Here is an 18919-nt window from a genome sequence, read left to right as displayed (position 1 = left end):
CTCGGCCTGACACCCATCCTGCTGACCGGTGACAACCGGGCCGTGGCGGAGGCGGTCGCGGCCGAGGTCGGCATCGACGAGGTGTACGCCGAGGTCATGCCGCAGGACAAGGTCGACGTCGTCAAGCGCCTTCAGGGCGAGGGCCGTTCGGTGGCGATGGTCGGTGACGGCGTGAACGACGCGGCCGCCCTCGCCCAGGCCGACCTGGGCCTCGCCATGGGGACGGGCACGGACGCGGCGATCGAGGCCGGCGACCTGACCCTGGTGCGCGGGGACCTGCGGGCCGCAGCGGACGCGATCCGGCTGTCGCGCAGGACGCTGGGCACGATCCGTACGAACCTGTTCTGGGCCTTCGCCTACAACGTGGCGGCGCTGCCGCTGGCCGCGATGGGCCTGCTGAACCCGATGATCGCGGGTGCGGCGATGGCGTTCTCTTCGGTGTTCGTGGTCGGCAACTCGCTGCGGCTGCGCGGGTTCCGGGCAAAGGCCTGAGCCACACCCCCCCGATCCCACGTCCCGTCGCGGCGGCGCGGGTTCCGGGCGACGGCTCGGCCACGCCCCGGCCCCACGACGCGCATAGCGGCCCCGTTCTCCTGGCGGGCGGCCGGGCTCAGCTTCCGACAGGGAGCCGGGCGTCCGGCCGCCCGCTTCCGCGTGCGAGGCGTTCCTCCAGCCGTGCCTTGCTCCGCGGCCACTCGTCCGCCGTGATCGAGAAGATCGCGGAGTCCCGCAGCCTTCCGTCCTCGCCCGGGGCCCACGACCGGGACCAGTTCCGCAGTACGCCCTCGAAGCTCGCGCCCGCCGCCGCGATCGCGGCCCGGGAGCGGCTGTTGCGGGCGTCCGTCTTCAGATCGACGCGTGCCACCTCCCACTCCTCGAACGCGTGCCGGAACAGCAGGTACTTGGCCTCCGCGTTGATCCCCGAGCCCTGGGCGGAGGCGGCGAGCCAGGTGAAGCCGACCTCGACCGCGCTCAGCGTGTCCTCGTCCAGCCAGTGCCGGGGCTCCCAGTACGCGGTCGCCCCCACCGCGCGGCCCGAGGCACGGTCGATCTGCGCGTACGGGAACAGCTTGCTGGTGGCCGTACGGGCGAGTTGGGCATCGAGGTATCCCGCGACCTCGTGGGTGCGGGGCACCCAGGTGAAGCGGTAGGAGCCGCGGTCCTCCTCGGCGGCCGAGGCCAGATCCGCCGCATGACGGCGCTCCAGCGGCTCCAGACGCACGCGGGTGCCCTCCAGAACCGGCCCCTTCAGCGCGAAAGCCATCGCTCCACCCATCCCCAGTCGTTCGGACGCCTCGTACGCGGGCGCGGGCGCGGGACCCGCGTAGGGAGCGTTCCAGAGGTGTCCGGCCGTGTCCTGCGAATATCGCGCAGGGCGAGCGTGCGCACCTCGCGCGCGCCCAACGCGGCTCGGGGCGGACCCCGTTGTCAGTGGCGCAATCTACGATCTCCGTATGACCCAATGGATCCACGCATCGATCCCCGGCTACGAGGTGAACCTCGTGTTCTCACGGGGGCTGACCGACGCCGCACTGGCCTCGGGCCTGCGCGAACTGCACCGCGAACCGCTGGCGCACGGCGAGGCGGGCGGGTGGGCCTGGGCGGTCCACGAGATGTTCGACGCGGAGTCGGAGGAGTACGACGAGGTCGACTACCGGGGCATCTGTCCGCAGGGCACCGAGCTCGTGGTGTTCGTGACCGAGCCGTGCAGCGCGAAGGCGCACGCGCCCCATTTCCAGTACCTCCGCGACGGGCGCACGGTTCTCTTCTTCACCTTCGAGGACCTCACACAGCGGGTGGGCGACAACCCGGACTACATGTCGGCCGAGCTGCTCGCGGCGAACCTCATAGGTCCCGGGGCCGAGTGCACCCAGTGGGAGACGGATGAGAGCCACGACTGCTTCGCCCACGAGGACGACGAGGAGGGCCGCCTCGTGAGGACGATCCAGGACTGTTTCGGCCTGCCCCCGCTTCCGCTCGGCACGGCCGTGGAGGTGTCGGAGTGAAGCCGTTCGTCGCCCCCGACACCTTTGCCGTCCACGCCCGGGGAATCGGCCTGGCCACCCTCACCGCCGTGTGCGCCGAAGCCTCGTATCCCGCCGCCCGCGCCTCGGGCGAGTCGGGTGGCTGGGCCTGGGTGACGTTCGACGCGGGCGCCGTGAGCGGCCGGGGGATCATGGACCTGGCCCGCGACATCACCGGATTCCGCTACGACGAACGCTTCGGCGGGCCCGGCCGCGTGGAGACGGTGTTCCTGGCCTCCACCCCCGCGTGCGCGTGCCCGCAGGGGCAGAACTACGCGATTCCGCACTGCGACGACCACCCGTTCAACTTCTCCCACAGCCGGCGCGGGTTCGAGCAGGTGTACTTCAACGTCGGGCGGCGCCGCGAGTCGCGACGCAGCGGAGACCTGCTGGTACGGGAGCTGCTGGAGGCCGGGATCGTCGGCCGGGAGACCCCGGCGTACGACGCCGATCCCGGCTTCAACGCCGACGGTGCCGTCACGATGCGGATCATCGCCGACCACTTCGGGCTGCCCGCCACGACCTGACCGGCACCACCGCACAGCATGCCCGGTACGACGTACACGCCGACCGCTCACCTCACGACGCGCACGAACCGCACCACCGTCCCGGCCACCGCCTGTGCCGCCGCCGCCAGCGCGGCTTCGGGGACGACGCCCACCACCGGGTATCCCCCCGTCGTCGGATGGTCGTTGAGGAACACCACCGGGCGCCCGTCCGGCGGCACCTGGACGGCGCCGAGCACCATGCCCTCGCTGGGAAGTTCCCCGGTACGGGAACGCTCCAGCGGCGGGCCCTCGGTGCGCAGGCCGATGCGGTTGCTCTGCGCCGAGACGCGGTACGCCCCGGCGGTGAGCGTACGGAGAGCGGCGGGCGTGAACCAGGTGTGGCGGGGGCCGAGGTGGACCGGCAGCACGAGTACGTCGGGTGCCCCCGGCCACGGCACCGCGTCGGCGTGCGGCGCACCGGCCGGCGGGGGCGGTCCCAGCGGCAGGACGTCCCCGTCGCGCAGGGGCGCGGGACCGAGACCGGAGAGCAGGTCGGCGGACCGGCTGCCGAGCACCGGTTCCGCCGCCACCCCGCCCGCGAACGCCAGGTAGCCGCGCAGCCCTTGCACGGCCGGACCCGCGTCCAGCACCGCCCCCGCCGGTACGCGCACCGCGGCGCCCCACGCCACGGGCCGCCCGTCCACCGTCACCCGGCACGGCGCGCCGCCCACGACCGCGCGCACCGCGCGGTCCGGGCGGACGGCGCAGCCGGTGGCGGTCGTCTCCAGGACGGCCGCGGAGTGCGGGTTGCCGGCCAGCCGGTTGACGAGCCGGGCGGCGGGCGCGTCGAGCGCGCCCGCGCGTCCGACGCCCAGGTGGGCCAGCCCGGCGCGGCCCTCGTCCTGCACGGTGGTCAGGGCGCCGGCACGGACCACCTCGACGGTCGCCGTCATCGTGCCGCCTCCACGAACCGGACCCGGGCGCCCGGCCCCAGCAGCGCGGCCGGTTCGCGGTGCGGGTCCCACAGGGGGCCGGGGTCCGGCATCCGGCCGATGAGCTGCCAGCCGCCCGGGGACGGGCGTGGGTACACCCCGGTGTACGGTCCCGCGAGCGCGACGGCGCCCGCCGGGACCCTGGTGCGCGGCGTCGCCCGGCGGGGCAGGTGGAGGCGGTCCGGCAGGCCGGTGAGATAGCCGAATCCGGGGGCGAACCCGCAGAAGGCGACCCGGAATTCGGTTCCGGCGTGGATACGGGGCACCTCGGCGGCGGCCACCCCCCAGGCCTCGGCCACATCGGCCAGGTCCGGTCCGTCGTAGACGACGGGGAGCTCCACCACCTGACCGGCCTCCTGTCGCGGTGCCGGTGCGGGCCAGGTCCGCAGCTCCCGGGCGAGGGAGGCCGCGCCCCGCGCGATGCCGTCGAGCAGTACCGTGCGTTCGCCGGGCACGATGTCGCGCACGTCGGGCAGTTCGCCCGCCGCGCGCCGTCGCAGCACCTCGGCGTGGAATGCCTCCGCGGCCTGCCGGCCGTCCAGCTCGACCAGCAGGGCGTGCGGCCCGGCGGGCAGCACGACGAGCGGCGGGCCGGTGCGGCGGACCGTACTCATGCGAACGCCCGCACCGCGACGCCCGCTTCCTCAAGCGCTCCACGGACCCGCCGGGCGAGCGCCGCGGCACCCGGTGTGTCGCCGTGGACGCACAAGGAGCGGGCCTCGACGGCGATCCGGCCGCCGTCGGACCCGGTCACCGACCGGTCCACCGCGAAGCCCACGCTGCGGCGTACGACCTCGTCAGCGTCGTGCACCACGGCGCCCGGCTCCCCGCGCGGCACGAGCGTGCCCCGCGGGGTGTACGCGCGGTCGGCGAAGGCCTCGTCGACAGTGACCAGACCGGCCTGCGCGGCCCGTGCGAGAAGCCGGGAGCCGGGCAGTCCGAGAACGGCCATGTCCCCGCCCGCCAGCCGGACGCCCTCGACCACCGCGGCGGCCTGCTCGTCGTCCCGGACGGTGCGGTTGTAGAGGGCGCCGTGCGGTTTGACGTACGAGACGCGGGACCCGGCCGCCTCGGCGAACACCCGCAACGCACCGATCTGGTAAGCGATTTCGGCAGCCAGTTCGGCGGGCGGCACATCCATGGCGCGACGCCCGAAGCCCGCCAGGTCGCGGTACGAGACCTGTGCGCCGATCCGTACATCCCGGGCGGCCGCCGCATCGCAGACCCGCCGCATCACCGAGGCGTCGCCTGCGTGGAAGCCGCACGCCACATTGGCGCTGGTCACACAGGCGAGCAACGCCTCGTCGTCGGTGAGCGTCCAGCGACCGAAGCCCTCGCCGAGGTCCGCGTTGAGGTCCATCACCACGGCCGAAGCGGAGCCGCCCACCGTCGCGGAGCCGTCCACCGGAGCGGAGCCGCCCACCGAAGCGGAGCCGTCCACCGTCGCGACGCCGTCGACCGTCGCGGGGTCGCACACCCCGCCCGGACCGCTCGCCACAACCAACCCGCCTGCCTCGCCCAGCCTGTCCACGCTGCCCAACCCGTCCGTCCTCCCCAACGCGTCCGCACTTCCCGGTCCGTCCGTACCGCCAGGTCCGTCAGGCCCGTCCGTACTGCCCATCAGGTCCGCCGGTTCCGCCGGAATCGCCACGACGGCACGGTAGCGCCCGTACCGGCCGACCGGCCCCGGCGTCTGGTCCGAGGCGGAGAACTCCTGCTCCCGGACGCCCTCCGGTTCGCACCGCGCCCCCACAGCTGCCTTCGCCCGCGGACCGGTGGGCACCGCTCCGTCGCGGCAGCTCCGCCTGCGGGCCCGGTGTCCCGTTACCACCGCCGCACCACGCCATTCGAAGTTCCGCATGAGTGTGATTCACTCAACTACTCAAAGTATTGCGAGTGTTGGCAAATCCCTGATTCTCATGGAGCCATCATGTCCCTGCTTGACCTGGCCGCCCAGCTTGCCCCCCACTTCTCCTTCTTTGCCGGCCGCATGGTCGACGGCGTCATGTCGAGCGCCGTACAACGGGTCGCCGACCGGACCGTGGACGCGGGCGAGGGCGCCTTCCGGAGCCTCGTCGGCGAGGGCGGACAGAACGCCGCCGACGACGCCGCTCTCACCACCGAAGAGGCCACCGAACTGGACGGCCTGCTGGCCGAGTTGAGCGACTCGGACCGGTCAAGGCTCGCGACCGCGCTGAGCACGTGGCTGGAGAACGGCCCGCCCGGCCCCGACAGCCTGGAGGACCTGGTACGCCGTACAAGGCCCGCGCCCGGCCCGCCCGACGGCAACGGTCCGGCACCCGCCGCGCCCGGCACCTGCATCCGGGTCGAGTCCCAGGGTGACCACAACACCGTGATCGGCAGCGTCGGCACGTGGAACCAGCACCCGAGAAACGACCGGCCGTGAGTCAGGACCCACACGGCCCCGGCGAAACCTCGGTGCACACGACGGGCGACCACAACACAGCGGTCGGGCGCGTCGACGCCTTCCGCCAGACCTTCATCCAGCGGGCCCCGTTCGTCACGGGCTGGGTGTTCCTGGTCCTCGCCGTCGTCCTCGCCGGTTACGCCATCTGGAACTGGCCCGGCGGATCGCGCGGCCAGTACGTCGCCTTCGTCATCTTCCTGCTGCTCGCCTTCCTCGCCTCCGTCGTCCACATCGCCCTGCGCCGGTCCGATCGCGGACGGTCCTCGGGAGGGCAGGGGAAGACAGGCTCCAGATACGGCGAGATGCTCCGGCTTCCCGATCTGCTCCTCGTCGCCTCGCTCGTCTGCTCGCTGGTCAGCTGGTGGGCGTTCGAGGACGTGGTGCGGACCGGTGAGGTGCGGGCGACGATCCAGGTGCGCGGCACCCAGCCGCTGACCGGCGCCTCGGACAGCGCGCTCACCCTGACGGTGGCCCAGCCGGACCGGTCCAGCCGGCGGGACCGGCTGCGCCTCACGCTGGAGATCGGGGAGGACGACCCGGACGCACCGGCCTGCTCCCACAAGACGCGGGTCATGCTCACCGCGGTCACCGACGGCGTCACCCCGCACCGGTCCGACCTGCCCGCCCGTTCCACCACCGATTTCGAGCTCGCCGACCGGGCGGGCGCGACCTTCGAGCTGCGCGTACGTACCGACGAAGGCTGCAACCTGCGGCTGGTGGACCGGCAGGGCGTCCTGCACACCGACTGACGGGCCCACCGGCGGGACCCACTGGCTGACCGGGCCCACCGCCTGACGGGCCCACCACAGACGGACTGACCACAGACGGAGTGAGGTATCAGATGGCAGCAGCAGTTCGGCGGCGATGGGCGGCCCTCACCGCGGCGGCCCTCCTGTACGTGACCGGTTGCACGTCCGACCCCCCGTCGATCCTGGGGGACGACACGGAGGTGGGAGCCAAGAGCGACCAGCCGGGCACCAGCTTCTCCCCGCACGACGGCGAGTACAACGGCTTCGACATCGCCGTCGTCGGAACGCTCATGAACATGCTCGGCTACGAGACCCCGCGCTTCAGCGGCGTACTGTCCAAGAACCGGGCGAAGCTGCTGCACGACGGAGACGTACAGCTGGTGGCCGCGACCTACTCGATCACCCCGACCCGGATGGCGCCCAAGGACAAGGGCGGCGACGACCTCGACTTCGTCGGTCCGTACGCCTCCACCCACCAGGGCTTCCTCATCCGTGCGAACGACCGCAGCATCCGCACCCTGGCCGATCTCAACGGCAAGGTGGTGTGCGTCTGGAGGGGCACGACCTCCGCCAACGAGCTCAGCAAGGCGGCCTACGACAAGATCGCCAAGCGCACGGAGGAGGACGCCAGTTACTGCGTGAACGCCCTCAAGCAGAACGAGGTCGACGCGGTCTCCACGGACATGCTGATCCTCTACGGCTTCATGCAGGTCAACCCCACGCTCAGGGTCGTGCCCGGCATCAAGTTCGGGGAGCCCAACGACTACGGCATCGCCATGGCCAAGGGGCACCGCAAGGACTGCGTACGGCTCCGCGACAAGCTCACGGAGTACGTGAGCCAGGCGACCTCCTGGGAGCGCGACTTCCAGAACAGCCTTCCCGCCGTCCCCAAGACGGTCCGGGACGAGGCCAAACCCACCGAGAGCGACATCTCGGCCCTGTCCTGCGTGGACAAGCCGGGCGCCGCCCCCGCCGACTGAACCGGCACCCCGGCCCGCCCGGCCCCCTCCGGTCCCCTCCGCGCCCCTCCGTACCGAAACCGGCCGGCCCCTTCACACCGGCACCGGCCCCTCTACAGTCGCCGTATGACCGACAGCGCCCAGAGCCTCCGCAGCCGCTGGCAGGAAACCCTCGTCGCCGCCCGGAACGGCGCCGAGGGCCCCGACGCGCTGCCGTACGCCGACAACCTCCTGGCCCGGTGGGCTGAGCCCCAGCGGCGCTACCACACCACCGCCCATCTGACGGCGGTCCTCGACCACATCGACACCCTCGCCGGTCATGCCTCGGACGCGGACGCGGACGCGGTCCGGCTGGCGGCCTGGTTCCACGACGCGGTCTACCGGCCCGACCGCTCCGAGAACGAGGAGCGCAGCGCCCTTCTCGCCGAGCGCGCCCTGCCCGAGGCGGGCGTGCCCGCCCCGACCGCCGCCGAGGTCGCCCGCCTGGTCCGGCTCACCGTCTCGCACGACCCGGCGGACGGCGACACCAATGGCGAGGTCCTGTGCGACGCGGACCTCGCGATCCTCGCGGCCTCGCCCAAGGAGTACGCGCAGTACGCGGCCCAGGTCCGCGAGGAGTACGGATTCGTCCCGGCGGAGGCGTTCCGAGAGGGCCGGGCCGCGGTGCTGCGGCAGCTTCTGGAGCTGCCTCGGCTGTTCCGTACCCCGTACGGGGCGGCCGCATGGGAAGCGCGGGCCCGGCACAACCTGAGCACGGAGCTGGAACTGCTCGCCCCCCGCTGAGCAGGCGCTCCCCCGGGCCCGGGCGGGGTGAGCCGCCGGCCTTCGCCCCGGAACAGGCAGGGTGAGCCGCGCGCCATCGCCCCAGGCCCGGCGGGGAATGCCACGGACTATTTGGCTGTTGGCACCTGTCATGCCCGAATCTGCCACCATCCGCTCTCGTATGCCCCTGGCCGTATACATCCTCGGCCTCTCGGTCTTCGCCCTCGGCACGAGCGAGTTCATGCTCTCCGGGCTGCTGCCACCCATCGCCGACGACATGAACGTGTCGATCCCGCGCGCCGGACTCCTCATATCCGCCTTCGCGATCGGCATGGTGGTGGGCGCCCCGCTGCTCGCCGTGGCCACGCTCCGGCTGCCGCGCCGCACCACGCTCATCGCGCTGATCACCGTCTTCGGCCTCGGCCAGGTCGCTGGTGCGCTCGCGCCGACGTACGAGGTGCTCTTCACCTCCCGGGTGATCAGCGCGTTCGCGTGCGCCGGGTTCTGGGCGGTCGGCGCCGCCGTCGCCATCGCGATGGTGCCGGTGAACTCCCGTGCCCGCGCGATGGCGGTGATGATCGGCGGGCTGTCCATCGCGAACGTGCTGGGCGTGCCGCTGGGTGCCTTCCTCGGGGAGAACCTGGGCTGGCGGTCGGCGTTCTGGGCGGTCGGGGCGGCGTCCGCCGTGGCACTGGCCGGGGTGGCGACGATGATCCCCCGCATCCCGCTCCCGGACGAGAAGCCGCAGCTCAAGCGGGAGCTGTCGATCTACCGCGACCGGCAGGTATGGCTCTCCATCGTGCTCACCGCGCTCGCGGCGGGCGGGGTGTTCTGCGCGTTCAGCTATCTGGCGCCGCTGCTGACGGACGTCGCCGGGCTGGACTCGGGCTGGGTGCCGACCGTGCTCGCGCTGTTCGGGATCGGTGCCCTGGTCGGTACGACGATCGGCGGCCGGGTCGCCGACGCGCACCTCTTCGGGGTGCTGCTGAGCGGTATCGCGGCATCGACGGTGTTCCTGGCCGCGCTTGCGCTGTTCGCGTCGAACCAGGCCGCCGTGATCGCGCTCTCGTTCCTGCTGGGCCTCTCGGCCTTCTACACGGCTCCGGCGCTGAACGCCCGCATGTTCAACGTCGCCGGTGCCGCCCCGACCCTGGCGGGTGCGACGACCACCGCCGCGTTCAACCTGGGCAACACCGGCGGTCCCTGGCTGGGCGGCACGGTGATCGACCTGGACTTCGGCTTCGAGGCCACCGCGTGGGCGGGGGCCGCGATGACCGTGCTGGCCCTGGTGACCGTGGTCCTCTCCCTGCGATTGCAGCGCAGCCGGGGCGCGTCGTCCCTGCTGGTGGCGGGCGCCCCGGCCGCGGTGTCGCGGGACGCGGCCTCGCGGGACAAGACATCGCAGGACAACGCATCGCGGGACACGACGTCGCAGGAGAAGGCGCGGGACACGTCGCGGGATTCCGTGCGGGACGACGTGCCGGACGCGTCGCGGGTGTGCGCGCCCGGGACGGCCGGCTGAGCGGACTCAGCGGGGCGCGGGCCTGCCCTTGGGGCGGCGCAGGCCCGCCTCCGTGATCCGGCGGACCAGTTCCTTGGAGCCGATCTGCCGGGCACCGGCCCGTACGGCGTCCGCGTACCGCGCCTCGGGTACGTCGTAGTGGTCGCGCTCGAAGGCGCGGGGCGGGCAGCCGATGGACGCCGCGAAGGCGTGGAGTTCCTCGAAGGACACATCGCTGACCAGGTGCGACCAGAACCGCCCGTGCCCCGGCCAGTCCGGCGGATCGATGTAGACGGTCACGGCCGCAGTATTCCGGTCAGCGCGCCGACCGGGGCCACGGCCACGGCGGCCTTCGTGCAGACCCAGTGCGGGTCCGTTCCCAGCTCCGGCTCGACGTCGAGCGCGTGCGGGTCGCCCTCGTCGCAGACCGGGCAGAGCGGCCAGCGGCCGTACTCCTCCAGCAGCGCGTCCTGGACGTCCTGGGCGACGAGGCCGACGACGAACTCCGCGCCCTCCGGCCACTGCTCGACCCACCAGCGCCGGTGCGCCACCGCGTCCTCGACCATCGAGACGATCTGCGCCTCGGCGACATCTCCGGCGGCGAGGTCGGCCATGACGCGTGCGCGGGCGGTGTGCAGCGCCTGCTCCAGGGGGTTCGGCTCCATGCAGCCATTGTCCACCCACGCGCAAACCGCCCTTCCGCGTTCCGTCAGAGGTCGGGACCAAAGGGGGGTTGACGGACACCGGGGTTGAAAATATCTTTCAAAGGTGACCAATGACCTGAAGGAAAGTTTCAGCGCCGATTCGCCGCCGGCCCCGGCAGCGCTCGCGGCCAAGGTGCGGACGCTCGCGCCCTCCATGACCCGCTCCATGCAGCGGGTCGCCGAGGCTGTCGCGGGCGACCCGGCCGGCTGCGCCGCCCTCACGGTCACCGGTCTCGCCGAGCTCACCGGCACCAGCGAGGCGACCGTGGTCCGCACCGCCCGCCTCCTCGGCTATCCCGGCTACCGCGATCTGCGCCTCGCGCTGGCCGGTCTCGCCGCCCACCAGCAGTCCGGCCGGGCACCCGCCGTGACGGCGGACATAGCGGTCGACGACCCGATCGCCGACGTGGTCGCCAAGCTGGCCTACGACGAGCAGCAGACCCTCGCCGACACCGCCGCCGGGCTCGACACCGTGCAGCTCGGTGCCGCCGTGGCCGCCGCCGCCACCGCCCGCCGGATCGACATCTACGGCGTGGGCGCCTCCTCGCTCGTCGGCCAGGACCTGGCGCAGAAGCTGGCCCGTATCGGCCTGATCGCCCACGCCAACATGGACCCGCACCTCGCGGTGACCAACGCCGTGCAGCTGCGCTCCGGCGACGTGGCCATCGCGATCACCCACTCCGGTTCGACCGGCGACGTCATCGAGCCGCTGCGGGTCGCCTTCGACCGGGGCGCGACGACGATCGCGATCACCGGCCGCCCCGACGGCCCGGTCACGCAGTACGCCGACCACGTACTGACCACGTCGACGGCGCGCGAGAGCGAGCTGCGCCCGGCCGCCATGTCGAGCCGTACGAGTCAGCTCCTGGTCGTCGACTGCCTCTTCATAGGAGTCGCGCAGCGTACGTACGAGACGGCGGCCCCGGCCCTCGCCGCTTCCTACGAGGCGCTGGCCCACCGCCACAACCCCCGCAACACCCGCTGACCAACGGCACACGCATACACCGCACCCGCACCCGCACCCGCACCCGCACCCGCAGAACCGTACGAGTTCAAGAAAGCAGAGCCGCTCTCCATGACCTCCCTCACCGACACCGACGCCACCACCCCCGACGGGTACGGCGAACTGCGCGCCCAGCTCGCCACGCTCACCACCGAGGCGTTCCGCCCCGAGCTCGCCGAGATCGACCAGCTGGCCACCCCGGAAATCGCCCGGATCATGAACGGCGAGGACCGGACCGTTCCCGCCGCCGTCGGCGAGCGGCTGACCGAGATCTCCGCCGCGATCGACGCCACCGCGGCGCGCATGGCACGCGGCGGCCGGCTGATCTACGCGGGCGCGGGCACCGCGGGCCGCCTCGGTGTGCTCGACGCCAGCGAGTGCCCGCCCACCTTCAACACCGACCCGGCCGATGTGATCGGTCTGATCGCGGGCGGCCCGTCCGCCATGGTCACCGCCGTCGAGGGCGCCGAGGACAGCAAGGAGCTGGCCGCCGCCGACCTCGAAGCGCTGGGCCTGACCGCCGACGACACGGTGGTCGGCATCTCCGCCTCCGGCCGTACGCCGTACGCGATCGGCGCCGTCGAGCACGCCCGCGCCAAGGGCGCCCTGACGGTCGGTCTGTCCTGCAACGCGAACTCCGCGCTGGGCGCGGCGGCCGAGCATCCGCTGGAGGTCGTCGTCGGCCCGGAGCTGCTCACCGGCTCCACGCGGCTCAAGGCGGGCACGGCCCAGAAGCTCGTGCTCAACATGATCTCGACGATCACGATGATCCGGCTCGGCAAGACGTACGGAAACCTCATGGTCGACGTCCGCGCCTCCAACGAGAAGCTGCGCGCCCGTTCCCGGCGGATCGTCTCGCTGGCCACCGGGGCCTCGGACGCCGAGATCGAGGCCGCGCTCGCCGCCACCGACGGCGAGGTGAAGAACGCCATCCTGACCATCCTCGGCCAGGTCGACGGCCCCACCGCCGCCGCCCTGCTGGCCGCGTCGGACGGTCACCTCCGCGCCGCGCTCGCCGCCGCCCCCCGTACCACCTGACCCACCGCACCACCTCCGCTCCCCCGCACAGCAAGGCACCACGCACCATGGCTACAGAAGACAAGAACCGCGCCACTGCCGCCGCGATCCTTCCGCTCGTCGGTGGCGCCGCGAACGTCAGCTCCATCGCTCACTGCATGACCCGGCTCCGGCTGGGTCTGCACGATCGTTCGCTCGTCCAGGACGAGGCACTGAAGGCCGTGCCCGCCGTCATGGGTGTGGTCGAGGACGACACATACCAGATCGTTCTCGGTCCGGGTACGGTCGCCCGCGTCACCCCGGAGTTCGAGAAGCTCGTCGAGGAGGACAAGGCCTCGGCCCCCTCCCCGGCCGCTCCCCCGGCTTCCGCCGCTCCGCTCACCGCGGAGGAACTGGCCGCTCAGGGTGCCGAGATGAAGGCGGCCAGGAAGGCGAAGAACGCCACGCCGTTCAAGCTGTTCCTGCGCAGGATCGCCAACATCTTCGTGCCCCTGATCCCGGCCCTGATCGGCTGCGGCATCATCGCGGGCCTCAACGGCCTGCTGGTGAACCTGGAGTGGCTGCCCTCGGTCACCCCGGCCCTGGCCGCGATGGCGTCCGGCTTCATGGCGCTGATCGCGGTCTTCGTCGGCTACAACACGGCGAAGGAGTTCGGCGGCACACCGATCCTCGGTGGTGCGGTCGCGGCCATCATCGTCTTCCCGGGCGTCGCGAACATCGAGGCGTTCGGCCAGAAGCTTTCCCCCGGCCAGGGCGGTGTCCTCGGCGCCCTGGGGGCTGCGGTGCTCGCGGTGTACGTGGAGAAGTGGTGCCGCCGCTGGGTGCCGGAGGCGCTGGACGTCCTGGTCACCCCGACGCTGACGGTCATGATCTCCGGCCTGGTGACGATCTTCGGCCTGATGTACGTGGCGGGCGAGGTGTCCACCGCGATCGGTACGTTCGCCGACTGGCTGCTCTCCAACGGCGGCGCGGGCGCGGGCCTGATCCTCGGCGGCTTCTTCCTTCCACTGGTCATGCTGGGCCTGCACCAGGCGCTGATCCCGATCCACACCACGCTGATCGAGCAGCAGGGCTACACGGTCCTGCTCCCCATCCTCGCCATGGCCGGTGCCGGCCAGGTCGGCGCGGCGATCGCGGTCTTCTTCCGCCTGCCGCGCAACGAGTCGATCCGCCGGACCATCAAGTCCGCCCTGCCCGCGGGCTTCCTGGGTGTCGGCGAGCCGCTGATCTACGGTGTCTCGCTGCCGCTGGGCCGTCCGTTCATCACGGCGTGCGTGGGCGGTGCGTTCGGCGGCGCTTTCGTCGGCTTCTTCAACCAGCTCGGTGACGCGGTGGGCTCCACCGCGATCGGCCCCTCCGGCTGGGCGCTGTTCCCGCTGCTGGACGGCAACCACGGCCTGGGCGCGACGATCGCGATCTACGCGGGCGGCCTGGTCGTCGGCTATCTGGCGGGCTTCGTCGCCACGTACTTCTTCGGCTTCGGCAAGGACCTGCTGGCGGAGTTCAACGTCTCCCAGGAACCGGCCGCCTCGACGGTCGCGGCCACCGGCCCGGCCACGACCGGTACCGGCCCGGACGCCCCCGCGAAGGAACCTGCGGGGGTCTGACGGACCGCACGTCGACGTGCCGGGAAGGGCGGCTCCCCTGCCGAGGGGGGCCGCCCTTCCCCGTTCACGGGCCGGACGCCACCGGTCCCGCCCCCGGCCCCGGCCCTAGTCCTGCCCCCGGCCCTGCCTCCGACCCGGGCCCTAGTCCTGATCCTGATCCTGGTCCTGATCCTGATCCTGGCCGTGCCCCTGACCCTGATCGCGCCCCTGACCCTGATCGCGCCCCTGGTCCTCGACCATCCTCACCAGCGCCTCGTGCGTCTCCCGGTCCGCCGCCGCGATCAGGCCACCCGCCCCGGTGTACGGCGGCCGGCCGTGGAGGTCCGTCACCACGCAGCCCGCGGCCTCGCACAGCGCGATCCCGGCGGCGAAGTGCACGCTGTCGCGCAGGTCCCCGTCAGTGACGTACGCGGCCCTGCGGCCGGCGGCCACCCAGGCAACGGCCAGCGTGGTGGAGACGACGCGCGGCCGGAACCGCTCGGCGAACTCCGGAGCGGCGAGGAGGCGAACCGCCCGGAAGTCCGGGGCGCTGGGGAACGGGGCATCGAGATTGACGTCGACCAGCCGGGATCCGGGTGAGGGCGACAGCTCCTCGTCCGCACCGCCCCTGCGCACACGGGCGGACGAGCCGTCGGTCCAGAACACCTCACCGCTGAACGGGTCGGCGGACGCGGCGACCGTGATGCCGGACCCGACCCGCAGCGCCACGTTCACCGCGACCAGCATGTTCCGCACGGCGTAGTTCAGCGTGCCGCACAGCGGATCGACCAGCCACCTGCGTTCCGCGCCCACCGCACCGGTGTGCCCGCTCTCCTCACCGGTCACGGCGTCATCGGGGCGGGCGGCCCGCAGTACGTCGAGGATGGCCTGCTCGGCCGCGAGGTCGGCGGCCGTCGCGAAGTCCCCGCCGGACTTCTCCACACGGGACAGCGCGGCCCCGTACATGTCCCGGACCACCGCCGCGCCCGCTTCCGCCGCCGCGACGGCCAGTCGCGCATCACTTGCCGTGCCCATGACCACCATGCACGCAGGTTATCGGGGCTCTCCCAGGCTGCGCCCCCCAAAGTGGCCGGCCCTGCCCCTGGTCAGGACGAGCGGCCGCCGAACTGCCAGTTGTGCACCTCGATGTCGGCGTACCGGTCCTCGGTCAGGATGCCGCGTGCCGCGTCCGGGTCCGGAGCACGGACCAGCGCCGCCGTGCCCAGCCAGGTGGCGCCGTCGTCGGAGAGCAGCGGCCCGTAGGCGATCAGTTCGTCCCGGTCCGGCGGCACTTCGAGGTCGGCGGCCTGCCCGTCCCCGGTACCGAGGCCGAGCACCAGATAGCGGTTGCCGTCGGTCGGGCCGCCGGGGAACTCCCACATGGTGCGGCCCAGCGCGTTGTGCCAGCGGCGCAGCAGCACATCGCGGTAGACCCCGGCCTGGTAACCGGGTTCGTCGAAGGCGAAGGTGCGGGCGGCGACGGGATCGGGCACATCGACGATGTGCATGCTGCCGGTCGGGATGTCGCCGACAAGGGTCGGGCCCCGGGCGATCATCTCCTTCGCGTACCCGTCCATGTAGGACCAGTGTTCTTCCAGCAGTTCGTCACGCAGTGCCATGGAACCCGGCCGGTCGCGGTGGTAGCAGAGGAACTCCATGATCGAAGAATTCCTTCTCTACACGGCCACGTCCAGCGAGTTGACCGATGTCACCTGGGCAGCTGCCCCTCACGGTTGATCTCCCTGACCCGCGCCCGCAGGGCGAGTCCGGGCGGAGCGGGCCGGACGGCGTCGGGCGGGCAGTCCCACTCCGCACCGCCTCCGGGGAGCTTCAGCCGGATGTACGGGCCGACCCGGCCCATCACCCGGCCCACCCGGCCGTCCCGCACATCGACTGCGAACGCCCCCCGCGCCGGCACGGGGACCTCCGGGTCGCAGCCGCCCTCACCTGCCATGTCCGGCCACCTTTCCGTACCGCTTTCTGTCCCGCTCCTTCATCTCCATGATCCATCCATTCCACGCTGAGTAACCAAAATGCGCACCCAGCGTGCCTATTCTTTCGCGCCCCCCAAATCAGCACAGGTCACGCACCTCATGTACCGAATCGGAGCTTGCCGTGCCGGGCACCCGGACGAGGCGGAGGGGCCCGGGGCTCAAGCCTCGGGCCCCTCCGCGACCAGCGACCAGCGACCAGCGACCAGCGACCACGACGAACCGCGAACCGCGAACCGCCAAGCCGTCGGCCGCCGGCCGTCGGCAACCAACCGCGAGGGTCGTCAGCCGCCGACGTACTCCGCCAGGTGCTCGCCCGTGAGAGTAGACCGGGCCTCGACCAGATCCGCGGGCGTGCCCTCGAAGACGACCTTTCCGCCGTCGTGACCGGCACCCGGGCCGAGGTCGATGATCCAGTCGGCGTGCGCCATCACGGCCTGGTGGTGCTCGACGACGATGACGGACTTGCCGGAGTCGACCAGGCGGTCCAGCAGACCGAGCAACTGCTCGACATCGGCGAGGTGGAGTCCGGTGGTCGGCTCGTCGAGGACGTAGACGCCGCCCTTGTCACCCATGTGGGTGGCCAGCTTGAGGCGTTGCCGTTCGCCGCCGGACAGCGTGGTGAGCGGCTGCCCGAGGCTGAGATAGCCGAGGCCGACATCGGCGAGCCGGTCGAGGATGCGGTGCGCGGCCGGCAACTGCGCCTCGCCCGCGCCGAAGAACTCCTCCGCCTCGGCGACCGACATCGCCAGGACCTCGCTGATGTCACGGCCGCCGAGCTTGTACTCCAGCACCGACGGCTGGAACCGCTTGCCCTCGCAGTCCTCGCACGGGGTGGCGACCCCCGCCATCATCGCCAGGTCCATATAGATGACCCCGGCGCCGTTGCAGGCCGGGCAGGCCCCCTCGGAGTTGGCGCTGAACAGCGCGGGCTTCACGCCGTTCTCCTTGGCGAACGCCTTGCGGATCGGGTCGAGCAGTCCCGTGTACGTCGCCGGGTTGCTGCGTCGCGAACCCCGGATCGGGCTCTGGTCGATCGACACCACGCCTTCCCCCGCCGGGATCGAGCCGTGCACCAGCGAACTCTTGCCGGACCCGGCGACGCCCGTGACGACGACGAGCACCCCGAGCGGGATGTCGACGTCGACCTTGCGCAGGTTGTTCGCCGTCGCGCCCCGGATCTCCATCGCACCGGTGGCCTCGCGCACCGTGTCCTTGACGGCGGCCCGGTCGTCGAAGTGACGGCCGGTGATCGTGTCGCCGGCCCGCAGCCCCTCGACGGTGCCCTCGAAGCAGATGGTGCCGCCGCCCGTACCGGCCCCCGGGCCGAGGTCGACGACATGGTCGGCGATCACGATCGTCTCGGGCTTGTGCTCGACGACGAGCACCGTGTTGCCCTTGTCGCGCAGCCTCAGCAGCAGCTTGTTCATCCGCTCGATGTCGTGCGGGTGCAGCCCGATCGTGGGCTCGTCGAAGACGTAGGTGACATCGGTGAGCGCGGAGCCGAGGTGGCGGACCATCTTGACGCGCTGCGCCTCGCCGCCCGACAGCGTGCCCGCGGGCCGGTCGAGCGAGAGGTAGCCGAGGCCGATCTCCACGAACGAGTCGAGGCTCTGGCCCAGGGCGGTGAGCAGCGGGGCCACCGACGGCTCGTCGAGACCGGCGACCCAGGCGGCCAGGTCCCTGATCTCCATCGCGCACGCGTCGGCGATGGAGATCCGCTTGATCTTCGAGGAGCGGGCGCCCTCGCTGAGGCGCGTACCGTCGCACTCGGGGCAGATGGTGAAGGTGACCGCACGCTCCACGAACGCCCGGATGTGCGGCTGCATCGACTCCTTGTCCTTGGACAGGAACGTCTTCTGGATCTTGGGGATCAGCCCCTCGTAGGTGAGGTTGACGCCGTTGACCTTGACCTTGACCGGCTCCCCGTGGAGGAAGGCCTGGAGTTCCTTCTTGGTGTACTCGCTGATCGGCTTGTCCGGGTCGACGAAGCCGGACTGGGCGTAGACCTGCACGGTCCACTGGCTGTCCGACTTCCAGCCGGGGATGGTGAACGCGCCCTCGGAGAGCGACTTGGAGTCGTCGTAGAGCTGGGTGAGGTCGATGTCGGAGACCGAGCCCCGGCCCTCGCAGCGCGTGCACATGCCGCCGGTCTTGTTGAACGTCGCCTTCACGGTCTTCTTGTTGCCGCGCTCGACCGTGATCGCACCGCTGGCCCGGACCGAGGCGGTGTTGAAGGAGTACGCGCTGGGCGGCCCGATGTGCGGCTTGCCGAGCCGGCTGAACAGGATGCGGAGCATCGCGTTGGCGTCGGTGGCGGTGCCGACCGTGGAGCGGGGGTCGGAGCCCATGCGCTGCTGGTCGACGCTGATCGCGGTGGTCAGACCTTCGAGTACGTCGACCTCGGGCCGGGCCAGCGTGGGCATGAAGCCCTGGACGAAGCTGCTGTACGTCTCGTTGATCAGCCGCTGCGACTCCGCGGCGACCGTGCCGAAGACCAGGGAGCTCTTGCCGGAGCCGGAGACACCGGTGAACACGGTCAGCCGGCGCTTGGGGATCTCGACGCTGACGTCCTTGAGGTTGTTCACGCGTGCCCCGTGCACACGGATCACATCGTGGCTGTCGCCCGCGTGCGACGCGGACGAAGCCGTGTCCGCCCTCTTGGCCCTGGTCATCGTGTCTCCCTCTGTGGGCGGGGCCGCTCGTGCGGCCCCG

General features: G+C 72.0%; 21 protein-coding genes. 11 read left to right on the top strand and 10 right to left on the bottom strand.

Annotated elements, in window-relative coordinates:
• On the top strand, nt 1-492 hold a 492-nt coding region (locus ACZ4LX_RS18820; protein ID WP_467645152.1), incomplete at its 5' end, for an HAD-IC family P-type ATPase.
• 118 nt (nt 493-610) lie between these two features.
• Here ACZ4LX_RS18820 and ACZ4LX_RS18815 read toward each other — a convergent pair.
• A complete protein-coding gene (locus tag ACZ4LX_RS18815; RefSeq protein WP_467645157.1) occupies nt 611-1264 on the bottom strand; it encodes a GNAT family N-acetyltransferase in 654 nt (217 codons plus the stop codon).
• A 190-nt stretch (nt 1265-1454) separates the two neighbouring features.
• Here ACZ4LX_RS18815 and ACZ4LX_RS18810 point away from each other — a divergent pair, with 190 nt between their 5' ends.
• Entirely contained in the window at nt 1455-2006 is a 552-nt protein-coding gene (locus ACZ4LX_RS18810) for a hypothetical protein (RefSeq protein ID WP_467645162.1), read from the top strand.
• The gene (locus tag ACZ4LX_RS18805) at nt 2003-2551 is read left to right on the top strand and encodes a hypothetical protein (RefSeq protein ID WP_467645167.1); all 549 of its coding nucleotides are present in this window, start codon (nt 2003-2005) and stop codon (nt 2549-2551) included. The genes ACZ4LX_RS18810 and ACZ4LX_RS18805 overlap by 4 nt, the downstream gene beginning before the upstream one ends.
• A 47-nt stretch (nt 2552-2598) precedes the next feature.
• On the opposite strand, the gene ACZ4LX_RS18800 is transcribed toward ACZ4LX_RS18805, so the two are convergent.
• From ACZ4LX_RS18800 to ACZ4LX_RS18790, 3 genes are read right to left on the bottom strand one after another with little or no spacing between them, the layout of a single operon-like run.
• Complete coding sequence (locus tag ACZ4LX_RS18800; RefSeq protein WP_467645173.1) at nt 2599-3465, bottom strand: 5-oxoprolinase subunit C family protein; 867 nt, start codon at nt 3463-3465, stop codon at nt 2599-2601.
• On the bottom strand, nt 3462-4118 hold the full coding sequence (locus tag ACZ4LX_RS18795) for a 5-oxoprolinase subunit B family protein (protein ID WP_467645180.1): 657 nt from the start codon (nt 4116-4118) through the stop codon (nt 3462-3464). The genes ACZ4LX_RS18800 and ACZ4LX_RS18795 overlap by 4 nt, the downstream gene beginning before the upstream one ends.
• On the bottom strand, nt 4115-4864 hold the full coding sequence (locus ACZ4LX_RS18790; protein WP_467645650.1) for a LamB/YcsF family protein: 750 nt from the start codon (nt 4862-4864) through the stop codon (nt 4115-4117). Before ACZ4LX_RS18790 ends, ACZ4LX_RS18795 begins: the two co-directional genes overlap by 4 nt.
• 570 nt (nt 4865-5434) lie before the next feature.
• Between ACZ4LX_RS18790 and ACZ4LX_RS18785 the strand changes: the two genes are divergently transcribed.
• From ACZ4LX_RS18785 to ACZ4LX_RS18765, 5 genes are all read left to right on the top strand, one after another.
• A complete protein-coding gene (locus tag ACZ4LX_RS18785; protein WP_467645186.1) occupies nt 5435-5911 on the top strand; it encodes a hypothetical protein in 477 nt (158 codons plus the stop codon).
• Nucleotides 5908-6681: a hypothetical protein gene (locus ACZ4LX_RS18780; RefSeq protein WP_467645188.1), complete on the top strand. Its 774-nt coding sequence runs from the start codon at nt 5908-5910 to the stop codon at nt 6679-6681. Before ACZ4LX_RS18785 ends, ACZ4LX_RS18780 begins: the two co-directional genes overlap by 4 nt.
• A gap of 92 nt (nt 6682-6773) precedes the next feature.
• Nucleotides 6774-7661, top strand: a complete 888-nt coding sequence (locus ACZ4LX_RS18775; protein ID WP_467645190.1) for a transporter substrate-binding domain-containing protein — start codon at nt 6774-6776, stop codon at nt 7659-7661.
• A 105-nt stretch (nt 7662-7766) separates the two neighbouring features.
• Nucleotides 7767-8423, top strand: a complete 657-nt coding sequence (locus ACZ4LX_RS18770) for an HD domain-containing protein (RefSeq protein ID WP_467645192.1) — start codon at nt 7767-7769, stop codon at nt 8421-8423.
• Between the two features lie 160 nt (nt 8424-8583).
• Nucleotides 8584-9924 (top strand): Cmx/CmrA family chloramphenicol efflux MFS transporter, encoded by a 1341-nt coding sequence (locus ACZ4LX_RS18765; RefSeq protein ID WP_467645195.1) that lies wholly within the window; start codon nt 8584-8586, stop codon nt 9922-9924.
• Nucleotides 9925-9930: 6 nt separating this feature from the next.
• Here the strand turns inward: ACZ4LX_RS18765 and ACZ4LX_RS18760 are convergent, their stop codons facing one another.
• Both ACZ4LX_RS18760 and ACZ4LX_RS18755 read right to left on the bottom strand, forming a co-directional pair.
• On the bottom strand, nt 9931-10203 hold the full coding sequence (locus ACZ4LX_RS18760) for a DUF4031 domain-containing protein (RefSeq protein ID WP_467645198.1): 273 nt from the start codon (nt 10201-10203) through the stop codon (nt 9931-9933).
• On the bottom strand, nt 10200-10568 hold the full coding sequence (locus tag ACZ4LX_RS18755) for a hypothetical protein (RefSeq protein ID WP_467645201.1): 369 nt from the start codon (nt 10566-10568) through the stop codon (nt 10200-10202). The genes ACZ4LX_RS18760 and ACZ4LX_RS18755 overlap by 4 nt, the downstream gene beginning before the upstream one ends.
• Nucleotides 10569-10671: 103 nt before the next feature.
• Here ACZ4LX_RS18755 and ACZ4LX_RS18750 point away from each other — a divergent pair, with 103 nt between their 5' ends.
• From ACZ4LX_RS18750 to ACZ4LX_RS18740, 3 genes are all read left to right on the top strand, one after another.
• The gene (locus ACZ4LX_RS18750; protein ID WP_467645202.1) at nt 10672-11592 is read left to right on the top strand and encodes a MurR/RpiR family transcriptional regulator; all 921 of its coding nucleotides are present in this window, start codon (nt 10672-10674) and stop codon (nt 11590-11592) included.
• A gap of 90 nt (nt 11593-11682) precedes the next feature.
• Complete coding sequence (murQ, locus tag ACZ4LX_RS18745; protein WP_467645205.1) at nt 11683-12648, top strand: N-acetylmuramic acid 6-phosphate etherase; 966 nt, start codon at nt 11683-11685, stop codon at nt 12646-12648.
• A 47-nt stretch (nt 12649-12695) separates the two neighbouring features.
• Nucleotides 12696-14234: a PTS transporter subunit EIIC gene (locus ACZ4LX_RS18740; RefSeq protein ID WP_467645208.1), complete on the top strand. Its 1539-nt coding sequence runs from the start codon at nt 12696-12698 to the stop codon at nt 14232-14234.
• 141 nt (nt 14235-14375) lie between these two features.
• Here the strand turns inward: ACZ4LX_RS18740 and ACZ4LX_RS18735 are convergent, their stop codons facing one another.
• From ACZ4LX_RS18735 to ACZ4LX_RS18720, 4 genes are all read right to left on the bottom strand, one after another.
• Nucleotides 14376-15257 (bottom strand): inositol monophosphatase family protein, encoded by an 882-nt coding sequence (locus tag ACZ4LX_RS18735; protein WP_467645211.1) that lies wholly within the window; start codon nt 15255-15257, stop codon nt 14376-14378.
• Nucleotides 15258-15319: 62 nt separating this feature from the next.
• Nucleotides 15320-15871 (bottom strand): YciI family protein, encoded by a 552-nt coding sequence (locus tag ACZ4LX_RS18730; RefSeq protein WP_467645214.1) that lies wholly within the window; start codon nt 15869-15871, stop codon nt 15320-15322.
• Between the two features lie 50 nt (nt 15872-15921).
• Nucleotides 15922-16167: a hypothetical protein gene (locus tag ACZ4LX_RS18725; RefSeq protein ID WP_467645217.1), complete on the bottom strand. Its 246-nt coding sequence runs from the start codon at nt 16165-16167 to the stop codon at nt 15922-15924.
• A gap of 321 nt (nt 16168-16488) precedes the next feature.
• Nucleotides 16489-18879 carry an ATP-binding cassette domain-containing protein gene (locus tag ACZ4LX_RS18720; RefSeq protein WP_467645220.1) on the bottom strand — a complete coding sequence of 797 codons (2391 nt, stop codon included), beginning with the start codon at nt 18877-18879 and terminating at the stop codon, nt 16489-16491.
• Between the last annotated feature and the right edge of the window lie 40 nt (nt 18880-18919).

The organism is Streptomyces sp. NPDC026062, assembly GCF_055568375.1.
This window is presented reverse-complemented; position numbering and strand designations above follow the sequence as displayed.

Bases quoted from the DNA above. Each gene is read 5' to 3' on its own strand.
- ACZ4LX_RS18740 (WP_467645208.1), top strand. From the start codon at position 12,696: ATGGCTACAGAAGACAAGAACCGCGCCACTGCCGCCGCGATCCTTCCG.
- ACZ4LX_RS18785 (WP_467645186.1), top strand. From the start codon at position 5,435: ATGTCCCTGCTTGACCTGGCCGCCCAGCTTGCCCCCCACTTCTCCTTC.
- ACZ4LX_RS18810 (WP_467645162.1), top strand. From the start codon at position 1,455: ATGACCCAATGGATCCACGCATCGATCCCCGGCTACGAGGTGAACCTC.
- ACZ4LX_RS18790 (WP_467645650.1), bottom strand. From the start codon at position 4,864: ATGGACCTCAACGCGGACCTCGGCGAGGGCTTCGGTCGCTGGACGCTC.
- ACZ4LX_RS18770 (WP_467645192.1), top strand. From the start codon at position 7,767: ATGACCGACAGCGCCCAGAGCCTCCGCAGCCGCTGGCAGGAAACCCTC.
- ACZ4LX_RS18775 (WP_467645190.1), top strand. From the start codon at position 6,774: ATGGCAGCAGCAGTTCGGCGGCGATGGGCGGCCCTCACCGCGGCGGCC.
- ACZ4LX_RS18720 (WP_467645220.1), bottom strand. From the start codon at position 18,879: ATGACCAGGGCCAAGAGGGCGGACACGGCTTCGTCCGCGTCGCACGCG.
- murQ (WP_467645205.1), top strand. From the start codon at position 11,683: ATGACCTCCCTCACCGACACCGACGCCACCACCCCCGACGGGTACGGC.
- ACZ4LX_RS18730 (WP_467645214.1), bottom strand. From the start codon at position 15,871: ATGGAGTTCCTCTGCTACCACCGCGACCGGCCGGGTTCCATGGCACTG.
- ACZ4LX_RS18815 (WP_467645157.1), bottom strand. From the start codon at position 1,264: ATGGCTTTCGCGCTGAAGGGGCCGGTTCTGGAGGGCACCCGCGTGCGT.
- ACZ4LX_RS18735 (WP_467645211.1), bottom strand. From the start codon at position 15,257: ATGGTGGTCATGGGCACGGCAAGTGATGCGCGACTGGCCGTCGCGGCG.
- ACZ4LX_RS18755 (WP_467645201.1), bottom strand. From the start codon at position 10,568: ATGGAGCCGAACCCCCTGGAGCAGGCGCTGCACACCGCCCGCGCACGC.
- ACZ4LX_RS18800 (WP_467645173.1), bottom strand. From the start codon at position 3,465: ATGACGGCGACCGTCGAGGTGGTCCGTGCCGGCGCCCTGACCACCGTG.
- ACZ4LX_RS18725 (WP_467645217.1), bottom strand. From the start codon at position 16,167: ATGGCAGGTGAGGGCGGCTGCGACCCGGAGGTCCCCGTGCCGGCGCGG.
- ACZ4LX_RS18765 (WP_467645195.1), top strand. From the start codon at position 8,584: ATGCCCCTGGCCGTATACATCCTCGGCCTCTCGGTCTTCGCCCTCGGC.
- ACZ4LX_RS18795 (WP_467645180.1), bottom strand. From the start codon at position 4,118: ATGAGTACGGTCCGCCGCACCGGCCCGCCGCTCGTCGTGCTGCCCGCC.